Annotated in this window: 17 protein-coding genes; 10 read left to right on the forward strand and 7 right to left on the reverse strand. The window is 35.1% G+C overall.

The annotated features are described in order from the left end of the window. The first annotated feature begins 72 nt into the window (after positions 1 to 72). Complete coding sequence (locus E2R68_RS04115; protein WP_134276250.1) at positions 73 to 1,614, forward strand: COG3650 family protein; 1,542 nt, start codon at positions 73 to 75, stop codon at positions 1,612 to 1,614. A 93-nt stretch (positions 1,615 to 1,707) separates the two neighbouring features. On the opposite strand, the gene dacB is transcribed toward E2R68_RS04115, so the two are convergent. Continuing rightward, a complete protein-coding gene (gene dacB / locus E2R68_RS04120) occupies positions 1,708 to 3,186 on the reverse strand; it encodes a D-alanyl-D-alanine carboxypeptidase/D-alanyl-D-alanine endopeptidase (RefSeq protein ID WP_134276251.1) in 1,479 nt (492 codons plus the stop codon). A 254-nt stretch (positions 3,187 to 3,440) separates the two neighbouring features. Between dacB and pyrB the strand changes: the two genes are divergently transcribed. The 3 genes from pyrB to rraA all read left to right on the forward strand — a co-directional run bounded on the left by pyrB (position 3,441) and on the right by rraA (position 5,463). After that, a complete protein-coding gene (gene pyrB / locus E2R68_RS04125) occupies positions 3,441 to 4,376 on the forward strand; it encodes an aspartate carbamoyltransferase (RefSeq protein WP_134276252.1) in 936 nt (311 codons plus the stop codon). Positions 4,377 to 4,385: 9 nt separating this feature from the next. After that, positions 4,386 to 4,841 carry an aspartate carbamoyltransferase regulatory subunit gene (gene pyrI / locus E2R68_RS04130; protein WP_134276253.1) on the forward strand — a complete coding sequence of 152 codons (456 nt, stop codon included), beginning with the start codon at positions 4,386 to 4,388 and terminating at the stop codon, positions 4,839 to 4,841. Between the two features lie 106 nt (positions 4,842 to 4,947). Continuing rightward, on the forward strand, positions 4,948 to 5,463 hold the full coding sequence (rraA, locus tag E2R68_RS04135) for a ribonuclease E activity regulator RraA (RefSeq protein WP_134276254.1): 516 nt from the start codon (positions 4,948 to 4,950) through the stop codon (positions 5,461 to 5,463). 97 nt (positions 5,464 to 5,560) lie between these two features. Here the strand turns inward: rraA and E2R68_RS04140 are convergent, their stop codons facing one another. Then, on the reverse strand, positions 5,561 to 5,794 hold the full coding sequence (locus E2R68_RS04140; RefSeq protein WP_134276255.1) for a cell division protein ZapB: 234 nt from the start codon (positions 5,792 to 5,794) through the stop codon (positions 5,561 to 5,563). A gap of 174 nt (positions 5,795 to 5,968) precedes the next feature. Between E2R68_RS04140 and E2R68_RS04145 the strand changes: the two genes are divergently transcribed. Then, positions 5,969 to 6,193, forward strand: coding sequence for a DUF1653 domain-containing protein (locus tag E2R68_RS04145; RefSeq protein ID WP_134276256.1), 225 nt, complete (start codon positions 5,969 to 5,971; stop codon positions 6,191 to 6,193). 47 nt (positions 6,194 to 6,240) lie between these two features. Here the strand turns inward: E2R68_RS04145 and cysE are convergent, their stop codons facing one another. Together cysE and E2R68_RS04155 are read right to left on the reverse strand one after the other, a co-directional pair. Then, a complete protein-coding gene (gene cysE / locus E2R68_RS04150; protein ID WP_134276257.1) occupies positions 6,241 to 7,020 on the reverse strand; it encodes a serine O-acetyltransferase in 780 nt (259 codons plus the stop codon). 38 nt (positions 7,021 to 7,058) lie between these two features. After that, positions 7,059 to 7,979 (reverse strand): cation diffusion facilitator family transporter, encoded by a 921-nt coding sequence (locus tag E2R68_RS04155; protein ID WP_134276258.1) that lies wholly within the window; start codon positions 7,977 to 7,979, stop codon positions 7,059 to 7,061. 399 nt (positions 7,980 to 8,378) lie between these two features. Between E2R68_RS04155 and E2R68_RS04160 the strand changes: the two genes are divergently transcribed. From E2R68_RS04160 to trmL, 3 genes are all read left to right on the forward strand, one after another. Next, positions 8,379 to 9,092 carry a response regulator gene (locus E2R68_RS04160; RefSeq protein ID WP_134276259.1) on the forward strand — a complete coding sequence of 238 codons (714 nt, stop codon included), beginning with the start codon at positions 8,379 to 8,381 and terminating at the stop codon, positions 9,090 to 9,092. Positions 9,093 to 9,305: 213 nt separating this feature from the next. Next, entirely contained in the window at positions 9,306 to 10,676 is a 1,371-nt protein-coding gene (locus E2R68_RS04165; RefSeq protein WP_134276260.1) for an ATP-binding protein, read from the forward strand. A 95-nt stretch (positions 10,677 to 10,771) separates the two neighbouring features. After that, on the forward strand, positions 10,772 to 11,236 hold the full coding sequence (trmL, locus tag E2R68_RS04170) for a tRNA (uridine(34)/cytosine(34)/5-carboxymethylaminomethyluridine(34)-2'-O)-methyltransferase TrmL (protein WP_134276261.1): 465 nt from the start codon (positions 10,772 to 10,774) through the stop codon (positions 11,234 to 11,236). 57 nt (positions 11,237 to 11,293) lie between these two features. Here trmL and recJ read toward each other — a convergent pair whose 3' ends face one another. From recJ to xerD, 3 genes are all read right to left on the reverse strand, one after another. After that, the gene (gene recJ / locus E2R68_RS04175; protein WP_134276262.1) at positions 11,294 to 13,027 is read right to left on the reverse strand and encodes a single-stranded-DNA-specific exonuclease RecJ; all 1,734 of its coding nucleotides are present in this window, start codon (positions 13,025 to 13,027) and stop codon (positions 11,294 to 11,296) included. 73 nt (positions 13,028 to 13,100) lie between these two features. Next, on the reverse strand, positions 13,101 to 13,859 hold the full coding sequence (gene dsbC / locus E2R68_RS04180) for a bifunctional protein-disulfide isomerase/oxidoreductase DsbC (RefSeq protein WP_134276263.1): 759 nt from the start codon (positions 13,857 to 13,859) through the stop codon (positions 13,101 to 13,103). 191 nt (positions 13,860 to 14,050) lie between these two features. Further along, positions 14,051 to 14,947, reverse strand: a complete 897-nt coding sequence (gene xerD, locus E2R68_RS04185) for a site-specific tyrosine recombinase XerD (protein ID WP_134276264.1) — start codon at positions 14,945 to 14,947, stop codon at positions 14,051 to 14,053. A 56-nt stretch (positions 14,948 to 15,003) separates the two neighbouring features. Here xerD and fldB point away from each other — a divergent pair, with 56 nt between their 5' ends. Both fldB and E2R68_RS04195 read left to right on the forward strand, forming a co-directional pair. Continuing rightward, a complete protein-coding gene (gene fldB / locus E2R68_RS04190) occupies positions 15,004 to 15,522 on the forward strand; it encodes a flavodoxin FldB (protein WP_134276265.1) in 519 nt (172 codons plus the stop codon). 630 nt (positions 15,523 to 16,152) lie between these two features. Next, entirely contained in the window at positions 16,153 to 16,335 is a 183-nt protein-coding gene (locus E2R68_RS04195) for a hypothetical protein (RefSeq protein WP_134276266.1), read from the forward strand. The last annotated feature ends 2 nt before the right edge of the window (positions 16,336 to 16,337 follow it).

The raw sequence follows: 16,337 nt of genomic DNA on the forward strand, positions 1-16,337 counted from the left end.
AATAATTTACTCACTGTATAATGAGGATTATTTTACTTTTCTCTGTGCACTCTATTGCACCTAAGGTCTATTATGCGTTTCTCCCGTTCTTTGTTATTTACCTCTCCATTGCTACTCGCATTAGCTGCCTGCTCTTCAAAACCACCAGTTCAGATAGATACACCACCAAAAGCACAAGTTGTGCACAAAGATTTCTCACAAGTATTAGACAGTATTTTTCGCGGCCAATTTTCTTACAAAAATGGTAAAGGTTACTTTAAACCTTGTGATGACAACTCAGAATACGAAATTAAAACCGAGACAGCATTAACCGATATTTATAAAAAAATTGCAGGTAGAAGTGAACAACCTGTGTATATCGAGTTTTCAGGTGAAATAATATTCCCAGATAAAGATGATAGTGATAACGCTTCCATCGTTCGTATTGATCATGTACATCATATGGCTTTAGCCAAATCATCACTACAATGTGCAAAAACAATTGATACCTTTAGTTTTAAAGCTAAAGGGGAAAACCCATACTGGCGTATCAATATGCATAATAACAATCTGTTTTTAGCAACTAAGGCCAGTAATCAATCCTACATTTTAGATGATGTAGATTTCCAAAATGCTAAAGCGAATCATTTGAAAAGCACTAATCAACAAGGTCAAACGCTGCTATTAGAAGTAAAACCAGGTCATTGTTATACCGATGATAATAAAGAATTCTGGGGTTACACCACTAAAGCAAACACTATCCATGGCAATTTTTCAGGCTGTGGTGAACCAGGACGTTTATCTGCAGATCAACTATTGGAAGGTTTCTATTTAAGCCAGTCTAAAATTGCAGATCAAACGCAAGAAATTAATTTAACCTTAAATGCGAACTATACCGCTGAATACAACCAAGGTAACGGTGGAATACAAATACTAAAAACCGGTTTTTGGAAGAGTAACACACCAAATCAAGTGGTGTTGATGCTGACCAAACAAGGTGATAAAACGATACGAGAAGAAATTGTTTTTGATAGAAAAGGCTTAGCCCTTTCAAGCCGTGAAATAAATAAAAATAATATTCTAACCTCTTTCCCTTCACCATTAGTATTTAAACAAATGAATGCACAACATGGCGCACTAGAAACAGAAACCATCCAAGCTAAACGTCAGTTTACAGCACAACGGATCAGTCCTAGTACACAGGTTGATAGAGAGGTGCAATCAGCAGTTCGTGATTACTTTAAAATGCATCGTACAGATCCTAAAGATACCCGTTTTAATTCGCTAAGATTTGATTTAAATGGCGATGGAAAAGACGAAGCAATTGTCTTACTTGATTGGTGCTCTAAAACAGGTTGTGACATGCTAATTTTTGAAGCACAAGATAAAGGATTACATTTTTCAAGTCGAGTATCACGCGTCCAAGCACCTGTAATCATTGCTAAAGAGAGACACTTTTCATGGCAGAGTCTGCTTGTTGAAAGCGATCATAAATGGCAGCAGCTTGATTTTGATGGTTTAAGTTATCCATTACGGACACGCGATGGAAAAACAGTTGATAAAGCAGCAAACTCAACTGGGGTTGTATTATTTAATAAAGGAAAACCAACTACTTGGTTTCCTATTAAAGAATAGATAAGTACTAATATTTAACTACATATATTAGCTTTATTGAAAAGGCTTTAATGGTACGAATACATTAAAGCCTTTCTTTTATGCACTTGATCATTATTTTCCGTGTAAAATTTTCTCAAAAAATGCTTTTTCAAATAAATAAACAGATGCTTTTTCATGGCGAGGTATTTTAGCTTCTACAACACTGCCTTTAGGGTTATAACCGTTAATCATTAACACAAACAACTTATCGCCTTGTTCACTTTTCACTATGCCCACTAAATTAGCGACCCCTTTTAAAGAGCCCGTTTTAGCAATAACATTTCCTCTTAGTAGAGCTGTATTAACCCCTTTATGATATTTTAGAGTGCCGTCAACACCTGCCACTGAAAAACTATCAATCAGTCCTAATGTGTCATCATGGGCATATACAAATTGCATCACTGACATGAATAACTCTGTGCTCATTAAATTATGACGAGACAAGCCCGAACCATCTGCGATATAAGCATTTTCAAGATCAATACCATGCACTTTTAAAATGGTCTTCATGGCTTTTGCACCATTACGAAAGTTACCCGGTTTTTTAAAATATTGCGCGCCAATGGTTTTAAATAAACTATCTGCAATTAAGTTATCAGAGTCTTTCATCATCTCTTGTAATAACACATCTAATAGCGGTGATTGGTAACTTGCTAGAATGCTCTGTTGGTCTGTTTTTTTAATAGGCACATTGAGACTATTATCATTCTTAATATGAGAATCTATTTTCACTTTCCCGGTTAATGTAATACCTACTTGCTTTAACTCATTACGAATAATTTGTTGCGCATAAAGCTCAGGATCGTTTACTGCAAATGCTAAAGGAAAATAGCGTTTTCGTGGCACAACACAGCCCCATAAATGGTATTTATTTTGACTATCTCGGGTGACTTCTAAAGCACAGAATTGCTCATCTCGCTGTTGCTTGGTCACAATGGAAACATTACTAGTAATATCAACGGGTTCATATTCGGGTATATACAATGTTGCTTTTTGTGCATCAGGTGAAGCTAAGCTTAAATTACCTAAGACACAGTTACGATTGATAATAATGGCATTTGTTGGCGCAGTATAACAAACACCTAAATCATTCCATGCTTGTCCATTACTCCATTGATAACCATTAAAATGACTATTATTTAGTAAAAAATCCCCTTTTATGCGCTTAATGCCCACACTCTTTAATGTCTGTAATAAAGTTCGAATATCGGCCCTACCGAGCGTTGGATCACCGGTAAAATACAAGGTCAAATCCCCATTATATCGTCCGCCCTTCAGCGCTTTTTTATCTCCTTTAATAACCGTTTGATAACGAAAGTCTTTACCAAGATAAAGTTTTGCAGTGGTTGCTGTTAAAAGCTTTTGTATACTGGCAGGCGTTCTTAATGTCTCTTCTTGAAAGCGGGTAATATGAGTTTGCTTTTGCGCATCAATCACTAAATAAGAAACTTGTGTACCTTTAGGTAAAAGCGACTGCAAATCTTGCCATGTAGCAGCAAAAAGACTGGAGCAGAATAAACTCGCGAACAACAAGTAATAACGTTTTAGCATTTAATACACCTAACATAAAAATCAATTTTGAGGATAACCTTAATACAGGTAAGCAAGCAAGGTGCAATACCATGATATTACAAACAATTACTTTAGGTCGCTTACGATGAATAAGTTCAAAAAATAAAGATTTTAAATGCAGGATAAATAGCAACAAATCAAAACGATAGTGATATAATTTTCGACATTATCTGCTTCACTTATTCCGATAACATGACTTAATCATATTGGCCTGACAACATGAGTGTGAAAAAATGACTAATCCGTTATACCAAAAAAATATTATCTCCATTGCTGATTTATCACGTTCAGATCTAGAACTAATCCTACAAACAGCCGAATCTTTAAAGAAAACCCCACAACCGACACTATTAAATAACAAAGTAGTGGCAAGTTGTTTCTTTGAAGCATCAACCCGGACTCGTTTGTCATTTGAAACAGCAGTACAGCGTTTAGGTGGCAGTATTATTGGTTTTGATAGTGGTGGTAATACTTCACTGGCACAAAAAGGGGAAACCTTAGCCGACTCAGTAAAAGTCATCTCTTCTTATGCCGATGCTTTTTTTATGCGTCACCCTCAAGAAGGAGCTGCTCGATTAGCGTCTGAATTCACTTCAGTTCCAGTGATTAATGGTGGTGATGGTTCAAACCAACATCCAACACAAACGTTATTAGATTTATTCACTATTTATGAAACACAATCACGTCTAGATAACTTGAATATTGCGTTTGTGGGTGATCTTAAATACGGCCGTACTGTGCATTCATTAGCACAAGCTTTGTCACTGTTTAATTGTAATTTTTACTTTATTTCGCCAGAAGCTTTAGCAATGCCTGATTATATTATTGAAGAATTAAATGAGCGTAATATTACCTTCTCATTACATAACAGTATTGAAGAAGTAGTTGATGAATTAGATATTTTATACATGACACGAGTTCAAAAAGAACGTTTTGATGAAACAGAATATCAACATATGAAATCTGCTTTTTTACTCAATGCCGCTATGTTAAATAATGTCAGAGATAACCTAAAAGTGTTGCATCCGTTACCACGTATCGATGAAATTGATTATGACGTTGATGAAACACCTTACGCTTATTATTTCCAACAAGCACAAAATGGTATTTTCGCGCGTCAAGCTTTACTAGCTTTATTATTAACCAATCATTTTCAAGCAAACGCTTAAGGTTTTAACATGCAAAAGAAATTACAAGTAGAAGCGATTGAACAAGGTTCTGTAATTGACCATATCCCTGCTCGCCAAGGGGTGAAGATCTTAAAGTTTTTTAAATTCACACAAACCAATGAAAAAATCACTATTGGCCTAAACCTCGCAACACATAATGGTAAAGGTAAGGATTTAATTAAAATTGAAAATACTTTTTTCAATGACCAACAAGCGAATCAATTGGCTTTATTTGCACCTAATGCCACCATTAACCAAATTAAAGACTTTAAAGTAGTTAACAAATTCAAAGTACAATTACCAAGTTCATTTATTGATGTGTTAGCTTGTCCTAATAGCAATTGTATTAGCCACAATGAACCTGTTAAATCACGATTCTATGTACAGCAAAAAAAGAAATTAAAATTGAAATGTCATTATTGTGAAAAATCTTTCATCCGTAGTACTTTTGATGAATTAGACTAATAAAAATAATTGTTTAAATTTTCGACAGAGATCTGAGAATAAGATTGAATTAGAGTACGTTACGTTTATACTAAAATTAACTTCATCATCAAAAGTGAGCCTATATATGCAATACAATACTTCTGTTCTATGTGATATTTACGCAGATACCATTGACGTAGTAGAACCACTACTAACTAACTTTGGAGGTCGAAATTCTTTCGCCGGCGAAGTAGTCACGATCAAGTGTTTTGAATCTGTTGGATTAATTTACAAAGCGTTAGAAGATAATGGTGCAGGTAAAGTGTTATTAATCGATGGTGGCGGTTCATTACGTCGTGCATTAATTAATTCACACATTGCAGAATTAGCCGTTGAAAACGACTGGGAAGGCATTGTTGTTAATGGCTGTGTACGTGAAGTTGATGCATTAGAAGAGTTAGATATTGGCATTCAAGCTATCACTGCAATGCCCGTAGGTGCAGATGATACTGACATCGGTGAAGCGAATGTACCTGTTAACTTTGCAGGTGTGACGTTTTTGCCTGAAGATTTTTTATATGCAGATAGTACTGGTATCGTTATTTCACCAGAGCCATTAGTACTGGATGATGAAGACGCCGATGAAGATGAAGTTTTTTAAATCTTAAGCCTATTTACTCAAAAGCCAAATAACAAAAAGCCCAATTAATATTGGGCTTTTTAATACAGGCAAACATTTAAAAAAGAGTAGCAATTGATTAATCAATAGTCTCTTCAGCTTGTTCAATTTTACCAACTAATGCACTTAAACGCTCTTGCCATTGTTGATGTTCAGCATTCAAACTATCATTAGCAGTTTGTAGCTGCTCAGTTTTTTCTGCTAAGTTAACTTTATCTTCTTTAAGCTCTTCAATTTCCATTTGCAGTAATGCAATAGTCTCTACAGCTTGGTTAATTTTATTTTCTAATTTTTCTAATAGCTCAAATGTCATCTAAAGACCCTTAATACAAAGTAAATGGTTAACTGGAATTCAACGAGAATAAGCATTCTAAGACGCTTATTCAACCTTTGTTTTGTGTTTTATGAAAAAAACTCCTAAATCGTCTTTAAACTCGCATTATGTTAGTCTAAACCTTCATATTTTTTGAATTTTTTAGGAGATAAGATGTCTAAGGATTTACAAATAGGTAAGTACCAACATTACAAAGGTAACTTTTACCAAGTAGAAGGGATTGCAACCCACAGTGAAACAGAAGATAAAATGGTTGTTTATCGCCCATTATATGGTGAAGGTGCTTTATGGGTTAGACCTTTAGATATGTTTAAAGAGCAAGTGGAAATAGAAGGAAAAAGCCAACCACGTTTTGCGTATGTTGGCTCAGATAAATAGCAGCACTTTCACGATAAAAATAATAAAGGATCTTATCCCTTGGAAGGTTAAAGATTTTGCTCCATCGATAAAGATGGCATATCACAAGAGGGTCTACCTACGATTTTTGCAGGTACGCCCGCTACAGTGGTATGAGGAGGTACAGCTTCTAATACAACACTACCCGCGCCGACTTTGGCACCCATACCAATTTCAATATTACCTAATACTTTCGCGCCAGCACCTATCATCACACCCTGACGGATTTTAGGATGACGATCGCCTCCTTCTTTACCCGTACCACCTAATGTAACGCCCTGTAATAAAGAAACATTATCTTCAATTACTGCTGTTTCACCAATCACAACACCCGTTGCATGGTCAAACATAATACCCTTACCTATGGTTGCAGCCGGATGTACATCAACCCCAAAAATAACTGAGCTACGGTTTTGCAGGTAAAGAGCAAGTGCAACACGGTTTTGGTGCCATAACCAATGAGCAACTCGATGAATTTGCAACGCATGAAAACCTTTAAGATATAAAAGAGGAATAGAATATTCTTCAACTGCTGGGTCACGCTCTTTTACTGCAATAATATCGGCAATCGCACTTTCTAAAATACTTTGATCACTAAGAAATGCTTCATCAATTACTTCACGTACCAAAATAGCCGGCATAGTGCGGCTATCTAGACGGTTAGCTAATTGATAACTTAATGCAGATGATAAGTTTTTATGATTTAAAATGGTTGAATAAAAAAAACTCGCTAAAATAGGCTCATTCGCTGAACTCACCCAAGCTTCTTCTCTAATTTTCTTCCACAGATTTGCTGCTATCTCTTCCATTATTTTACTTTTCCTTAACCATCAAATCGGTGTTGTCTCTACTGTTTTATATCAATGCGATCTTCTACCTTAACCACTGAAATAGGGTCAAGGTGGATCAAAATATCTGCACCAGGAAATGCATTTTCAAGTGCCAACTCAAGCTTATCTGCTTTGTCATGCGCATCAAATAAGCTTTGTTCATCATCTAACTCTAAATGCAGTTGGATAAATTTAATATAACCTGAATAACGTGTTCTTAAATCATGTATACCACGCACACCTTGTATTTGATATGCGAGCTTAATAACTAATTCTTCATCTTCTTTAGGTAGCTTCTTATCCATCAATGCATCAACAGATTGTGAGCCTATCTCCCAAGCGCCATGTAAAATATATAAACTAACAGCAATTGCAAATACACCATCAGCCCAATACCAACCATATCCAGCTAATACAATGGCTAATAAAACAGCACCATTTAATACAATGTCTGTCCGATAATGAAGCGCATCCGCTTTAATTGCCATGCTATTGGTTTTTTTCACAACATAACTTTGAAATAAGACTAATGCTAAAGTCACAATAAGCGATAACACCATCACTACAATACCAATATGACTAGCGACTATTTGATGACCATTGATAACGGCTGAAATACCATTAAACATAAGAAAAACTGATGATCCTGAAATAAATGCAGCTTGTGCTAAACCAGCAAGACTTTCTGCTTTTCCATGACCAAATTTGTGCTCTTTGTCTGCGGGCTGTAATGCGACCTTGATTGCAAACAAATTGATAATAGAAGCGCTTACATCCATTAAAGAGTCAGTTAATGCAGCAAGAATACTCGCAGACCCCGTCATAACCCAAGCAATCAGTTTAACGATAATTAATAAAGAGGCAGCAATAATTGCAGCTTGGCCTGCTCGTTTTACTAAATGCGCATATTTTTCAGGATGTGATGATTCATTCACCATAATAAGCTCTTAAAAACGTTGGGGCGGTGATTATACCCGTTATCATACAAGATACAAAGTTCAGTTAAATATGAGATAAGCGATGTCTAAATATAGTAATTAAGATTAAACTGGATGTATCAAACTCAGCAATTAAATATAAAAGCACATTGATTAACATATCCTTTTCAGCTTAAATTAATGGCTCAGCACACGCCACCGAATAGGAAGGTAAACCCAATGTAAGCTTGTGTAAAGAAGTGTAAAGTCAGCATACAATTACCCTAATATACGTTTTAATAAAGAGGTCAAATAAATATTATTTACTTCCCTCTTATTTACGAATGGATTTGGATTAGAGACAAACTAAATAACCGGATGATGATTAATATTTATATCGGTTTTAAAAAGGGTCATATTATGAAAAATCTACTACTCATTGATGATGATAAAGAACTTGTTTCTTTATTAGCTGAATTCTTAACATTAGAAGGCTTCGCTATTGAAATAGCACACGATGGTGAAACAGGCCTTGGTAAATCTCTTAGTAAAGAATACGACTTAATCTTATTAGATGTCATGATGCCCCGCATGAATGGTTTCGACATGTTAAAAATGCTACGCCAAAAAAGCAATACACCCGTATTAATGTTAACCGCTAAAGGTGATGAAATTGATAGAGTGTTAGGTCTAGAAATGGGGGCTGATGATTACTTGGCCAAACCTTTTAGTGAGCGTGAACTGCTTGCTCGTATTCGTGCTATTTTACGTCGCACACAATATAAAACAGCGAATAACAGTAATAAATTAAGTCATTTAGATATTGAGTTATTTCCTAGTCAGCAGCAAGCTATCTGTCAGGACTTTACTATTGAATTAACAGGTACTGAATTATCACTACTTGAAAAATTCTTAAAACACCCAGGCGAGTTGTTTTCTAAATCAGATTTAAGTGAGCAAGTACTTGGTAAAAAACTACAACCTTTTGATCGCAGTATCGATATGCATTTAAGTAACCTGCGTCGCAAATTGCCTACTCGCTTAGATGGTAAAACTCGTGTTAAAAACTTCCGTGGTCGCGGTTATATGTGGCTAGATGGCGATGTAAACACTAACAGCTATGCAGTTAACTAAATAAATACATTGCAAAATAGACATAACGAGCTTGTTGAGTATGGTGTTTTCAACAAGCTTAAATTAACAAGTTAACATTTCCCCTATCTCATTATTGTTTATTTCCTCTGTCATATAACAAAGCTTACAAACAGTTTATTGCTGACTTTATTGTTTCTACTATTACGCTTAAACTACCCTCTGCAAATTATGGATAATATAGGGAAGTAAACGGTGAAACTTAAATTTTTAAACTCGCTATTTGTAAGGATATTTGGCACCTTCTGGTTACTCATTTTATTATTAACAACAGCGATTATTTTATTACCGAATTTAGACACTCGTAACCTTCAGCCTATTACTAGCAGTGATTTAGAAGACTTAAAACTACAACAACAAAATATTGATCATTTTGTTGCTCGCAGTCCTCAAGTTGATCTTATGCAGTTATTAGAAACAGATCCTCTTAAAAGTGCTCACCAAATTTATTTAACCACAACTAAAGGCCGTTTGATTAACGATAGTGCTCCCGCCAAAATGCGTAACTTTATTGCGAACAGTGATGACCCTAATCGCCCACTTAAAAAAATAAACTTACAAAAAACCTATCTAGGTCCAATACAAATAGAAATTCAAGGCAAGAGTCACTACTTATACATCGCCCTATTAAATCAAAAGAAATCATTGGAATTAACTGAATGGTTAATTGATAAGCCATTACTCTTATTATTAGTGGCATTAATAATAAGCACGCCTATTTGTGCTTATATTGCATGGTATTTCACACAACCTTTACAACAGTTAAAACAAGCAACAATACAAGTATCAAAAGGGAAATTAGACACGCCTTTTCCTGATATAAAACGAAGTGAAGAGATGAATGAACTTGCTTACTCCATTCAGTTAATGGTCACCTCTTTAAAGAATATGCTAAAAAATCAAAAGCGATTATTAAGCGATATTTCACATGAATTGCGGTCACCACTGACACGATTAAATTTAGCCTTAGCCATTACTAAAAAACAAGATGGTGAAAATAAAGCACTCGAACGTATTCAAATAGAAGCTGAACGTATGGAGATAATGATTGGTGAAATGTTAGATATTTCTAGAATACAACTGAACGAATATGAGCTCGAACATATTCCTTTACATACTTTCTTTGAAGATTTATTTTTAGATGCCGAATTTGAAGCACAAGAAAATGGTAAAAAATTTACTTACCCAGACCTCACAAGCAATGAAATAATTAAAAACGAAATCAGTGTTTTTTATGAGCTTGCTTATCGCGCCATTGAAAATGTTATTCGTAATGCCATTAAATATGCAAAATATAACATCATTACTGAGATACTGATTGAAGAGAAAAACATTTCTATTACTATACGTAATGATGGCCCCCTGATCCCGCAATCAGAATTAGAAAGTATTTTTAAACCGTTTTATCGTATACATGAATCACGCGAAAGAGAAACTGGCGGAGCAGGTTTAGGACTTAGCATTGCACAAAATGCGATGCTAAGACATCAAGGGGAAATTTGGGCCGAAAATAAAGATGGGCAAGTCCATATGATTTTACAATTCCCAAGAATTACAAAACAATAGCAATTACATTAAATATGTTATCTAAATTTATTGTGATTGCTATCAAAGCATCTCTATTTAATGAGATAACCATTACCACTAACTGCGAGTAATCTATGATTGAAGTTGCATTGTACGAACCAGAGATCCCACCGAATACGGGAAACATTATCCGCTTATGCGCGAATACTGGTTGTGTTTTACATTTGATTGAACCACTTGGTTTTGATTTAGATGAGAAAAAAGTAAGGCGTGCAGGATTGGATTATCATGAAATGACACATGTTCACCAACATAAAGACTTCGATAGTTTTTTAAAGGCAATTGAAGGAAAACGTTTACTTGCTTGCACCACTAAAACAACAACCTATCACCATAATGCCAATTTTCAGGATGGTGATGTTTTATTATTTGGTCCTGAAACTCGAGGTTTACCCGCTAGTATTTTAGATGCTTTACCACTTCAACAAAAACTGCGTATTCCAATGAGAGCAGATAGCCGATCTATGAACTTATCTAATGCTGTTTCTGTATTTGTATATGAGGCATGGCGCCAATTAGACTTTCCGGGTGCTGTTTAATAATATTTGATTTAAAAAGGAGATGACGACTCTCCTTTTTAATTTCCACATCGAATATTAAGCTTTAGGCTCTATTAGTTGAACTAATAATTGCACCGTTCTTTGTCCTCTAAACTCATTAATATCCAAGCTATAAACACAGGAAACTGTTTTAACTGATAAGTTTGGCCAAACTTTAGGATCAATATTAAACGCAATAGCATCAATTAATTTATCACCCTGCTGCAAGACCATTTTCAAATGATTTTGACCAACAATGCGTTGTTGTTTTAATTCAAAATCACCATCAAAAATAGGAGCAGGGAAACCTTGCCCCCACGGACCAGCATCACGTAATTCCTGTGCAATACTTAAATCAAATTGTTCAGCACTTAACTGACCATCAGAAAGGATCACATTTTGTAATAACGCATCATCAACTTGTGCTTTTAAAACGGCATTTAAAGTATCGTTAAATAGCTGAAAGTCTTTTTCTAATAAACTCAAACCTGCGGCCATAGCATGACCACCAAATTTCAAAATCACGCCCGGTATGGTTTTATCCACTAAATCCAACATATCTCGAATATGAATACCAGGAATAGAACGTGCAGAACCTTTAATTTCACCATTATTAGCACGAGCAAAAGCAAACGTTGGACGATAGTATTTTTCTTTAATGCGTGATGCAACCAAGCCAATGACACCTTGATGCCAATCTGCTTCAAATAAACATAATGCCAATGGTAGGTTATTTTGATCAATAGATAACTTTTGTAAACTCAGCATGGCTTCTTGCTGCATGCTTTGTTCTATTTCACGGCGCGACTGGTTTAAACCATCTAATTCTGTTGCTAGCGTATTTGCGCGCATATAATCATCGCAAAGTAAGAGCTCAACACCATGGCTCATTTCATCTAGACGACCAGCGGCATTTAAACGCGGCCCTAATGAAAAACCTAAGTCTGTTGCAACAAGTTGTTTTTGATTACGTTTAGCCACTTGAATTAATGCACTAATTCCAGGGCGACAAAAACCAGCTCGAATACGAGCAATGCCTTGATGTACTAAAGTACGGTTGTTTTCATCTAGTTTCACAACATCGGCAACAGTGCCTAATGCTACAATATCTAAAAAGCTCGCTAAATTAGGGGCTGGAAACTGTGTAAAACATCCTTTTTCTTGCATCAATGAACGCAGTGCTAACATCACATAAAACGCAACACCAACACCCGCTAAGTTTTTACTTGGAAAAGTACAACCAACTTGATTAGGATTGACAATCGCATCTGCAATGGGTGTTTCATCTCCAGGTAGATGGTGATCAGTTACTAACACCTCGATACCCAATGCTTTAGCATGAGCTACACCGCTAATGCTAGAAATACCATTATCCACTGTCATCAAAACATCGGCACCTTGTTGCATTGCTAAGTCTACAATTTCAGGGCTTAATCCATAACCATAATCAAATCTATTTGGTATCAAATAATCTACATTTTGAAAACCTAATGCTCGCAGTGACAAAACACTTAATGCGGTACTCGTTGCCCCATCAGCATCAAAGTCTCCAATAATAATGATTTTTTTATGCTTTAAATAAGCTTGATAAAGTAATTCACAGGCCGCATCAATCCCTTTTAGTTGATTAGCATGGATCAAGGTTTGAGTACGATTATCTAACTCACTTGCAGCAGTAATACCACGATTCGCATAAAGCTTTGTGAGTAAAGGTGAGCAGGATAATGACAATAAACTTGCATCATATTCTGGACGTTGTTGAACTTGTATTTTTGTTGTTTCTTGAGACATAAAAAAACTGCACGATAAAGGAACATCTGTGCAGTCTATTATGAATAAGAATGTAGAAGAAGTACTAGTCTAGTTATTTTTTTTCATTTTCTTTTAATACTTGAAGTAAACGATCTGCAGGTAAGTAACCAGGCATTGCCGTTCCGTCCTCAAAGAATAAAGCAGGCGTACCATTAACGCCTAATAAAACACCTAACTCATACTGCTCTTTAACTGTGTTATCACAAGAAACAGGAGGAATTGAACGACGGTGCTTAGCATTGTCCATTGCTAATTTAGGATCCTCTGAACACCAAACCGAAACCATTGTATGGTAAGCACTTGAATTAACGCCACCACGTGGGAAAGCAAGGTAGCGGATAGTGATCCCTGCTTTATTATAATCAGCCATTTCAGAGTGCAGCTTTTGACAGTAACCACAACTTGTATCTGTAAATACTGTAACAACATATTTTTCGTTATCAGCTTTATAAACAATCATGTCTTTTTCAAAATCTTTCATTTTAGCAAAATGTTCAGCTGTATTTGCACGGCGCAATTGTTCAATCTTCTCACCGGTTAAATTTTTCATATTATTATCTAAATCATACATATTACCGTTGATCAGGAACTTACCATCTTCACTGATATAATAAATAGCGCCTGCAGCAACAACCTCATACAAACCTTTTACTGGCGATTCGTTTATTGCCGTTACATTAACTTTCAATGAGTGTAATTTTTTATTTAAAGTATCTTGCACTTCTTTTGAAATAGCTGCAAAGCTGCTTGTACTAACTAACAACCCCACTATTAATGTAGCAATACTTTTTTTAATACTTAACATAGACATAGATATACTTTCCTAACCGATTAAATTAACGAATAACGTCTGATTATGCCTATATTAAGGCACAAAGTGAATGTGAATTACACGCGCAAGTTTGCATTCTAGACAACAGAGTTCTGTAAAGTGATATTGCAATCCCCCACAAACACGACCTAGGTTTTATTTAAAAAATTTCACTGTATAAAAAATAAACTTTAAGCTCGAGGATGATGTTCACTGTGTAATGTTTTTAACCTATCTTTTGCGATATGCGTATAAATTTGTGTGGTAGATAAATCACTGTGCCCTAAGAGCATTTGTACGACACGTAAGTCCGCACCATAGTTCAATAAATGAGTCGCAAAAGCGTGTCGTAAAACATGGGGGGATAATGCCTCTTTATCAATTCCAGCTAATTGTGCATAGAATTTAATACGATGCCAAAAAGTCTGCCTAACCATTTGTGAGCCACGGCGACTAGGAAATAAAACATCACTACTTTGCCCTGATAATAATGAAGATCGCATCTCTTCTATATAACGCTCAAGCCAATACACCGATTCTTCACCTAAAGGTACAAGTCGTGTTTTATTACCTTTACCTGTTACTCGAATAACACCTTGTTGTAAGTTAATTTCTTCCATTGTTAAACCAACTAACTCAGAAACTCGTAACCCCGTTGCATACAAAACCTCTAACATTGCTTTATCTCGAAACTGTACAGGATCATTTAAATCAGGCGCACACAACAATGCATCTACTTCCGATTCTGATAATGATTTAGGTAATGGCTTTACTATTTTAGGGCTTTCTAATTTGGCACTTGGATCATCCTCGCGAATTTTTTCTCTACATAAATATTGATAATAACGGCGAATGGCACTCATTAAACGAGCAGTAGAGGTATTTTTATAATCAATATCACCTTGTAAACGCGATTCAAAATACATAGAAAGATGCTGTTCCGTTGCATCACTTAACGAAACTTCATGTTGTTGACAAAAAACTTCAACCAAAGTGAGGTCATGACGGTACGAATCTAAGGTATTTTTTGATAACCCTCGCTCTAACCAAAGTGAATCCAAAAATTGTTCAATGCTTAATACTTCCATTTCGATTGCCTTAACGGTAAATTAGCGACTCTTTTATCGTTACTCAAAGGTCACTTATGAAAATTGGTTTATTTTATGGCTCTAGCACTTGTTATACAGAAATTGCAGCAGAAAAGATTCAAGCAGAGCTAGGCGAATCATTAGTAGACCTATTTAACATAAAAGAAGAGGGTTTAAGCAAGATAAATGATTACGATATCGTCATATTAGGTATTTCAACTTGGGATTATGGCGAACTTCAAGAAGATTGGGGTAAATTATGGGATCAGATAGATGGCTTGAATGTAAAAGATAAAATAGTTGCCATCTTTGGCTTGGGTGATCAAGATGGTTACAGCGAATGGTTTATAGATGCTGTTGGTATGTTGCATGACGAATTACTACCTCAACAACCTAAATTTATTGGATACTGGCCCGTTGAAGGATATAAGTTTGATGCCTCTAAAGCTGTTACTGAAGATGGACAATATTTTGTTGGTTTAGCATTAGATGAAGATACGCAGTATGAATTAAGCGACCAACGAATCAGTGACTGGTGTTTACAAATATTAGAAGAAATCTCAGAAACTCTGTAATTACACAAAGGGGGAATCACTCCCCCACTATTTTTTAGTCTTAGTCTTTATATTTATCAAACAATCTAATGCCTCATTTTAATTTTCATGCTTTCTTTAAAAATCGACGTTGCCAATTTTATTTAACAGTTTCTTAGTTCCCCATCCAATTTGTAATTTTCAGGCATACTTATACCTTTATAAGAGCAGTAGAATAAGGTAATTACATTTTAAGGTTACGTTGCTTATAACCGATTGGATATAAAGCCCCTTAGATATATTTAAATTATTATAATTAATATCTACTTAGGGAGGGTATAGTAATTGGTAGCTTGATTACTGACAAAAAAACTTTATAAAAAATAACATAACAAATAATCTTTTTAAGGTTCGTTGATTTTATACCCAAAACATAATATAAATGTGTTCAAGTATTAAGCAGTAAATGACAACAACAATTCATTTTGAAAATAAATAACAAAAAAAAGACTTAAAAGTACTTTTTTTATTTAAAAATGTAATAAAGAATCAATTTAACGGACTGAAACTGTAATTTAATTACAAGTTTCTTGCAGAAATTGATTTAAATCAAGATTTATATAAAGACATTTGATAGACTAAATACTAATCCATCACGGGGTAACTTCTAAGATGCAAACAGATATTAAAATTGATGAATTCTTATATCATCAAACAGTCAAAAAAGTTGATATTACTGCACAAAATACTGCAAGTAACTTTTTTGTGTCTGAATTTCATTTTATTCCCCAAATATGCATGCTTATTACCTCTCTTTTTATTTGTGCCTTATTATTGGCATCACCTATACCTTAATT

Origin of the sequence: Psychromonas algarum (genome assembly GCF_004376845.1) — a bacterium.
Taxonomy (GTDB): Bacteria; Pseudomonadota; Gammaproteobacteria; order Enterobacterales; family Psychromonadaceae; genus Psychromonas.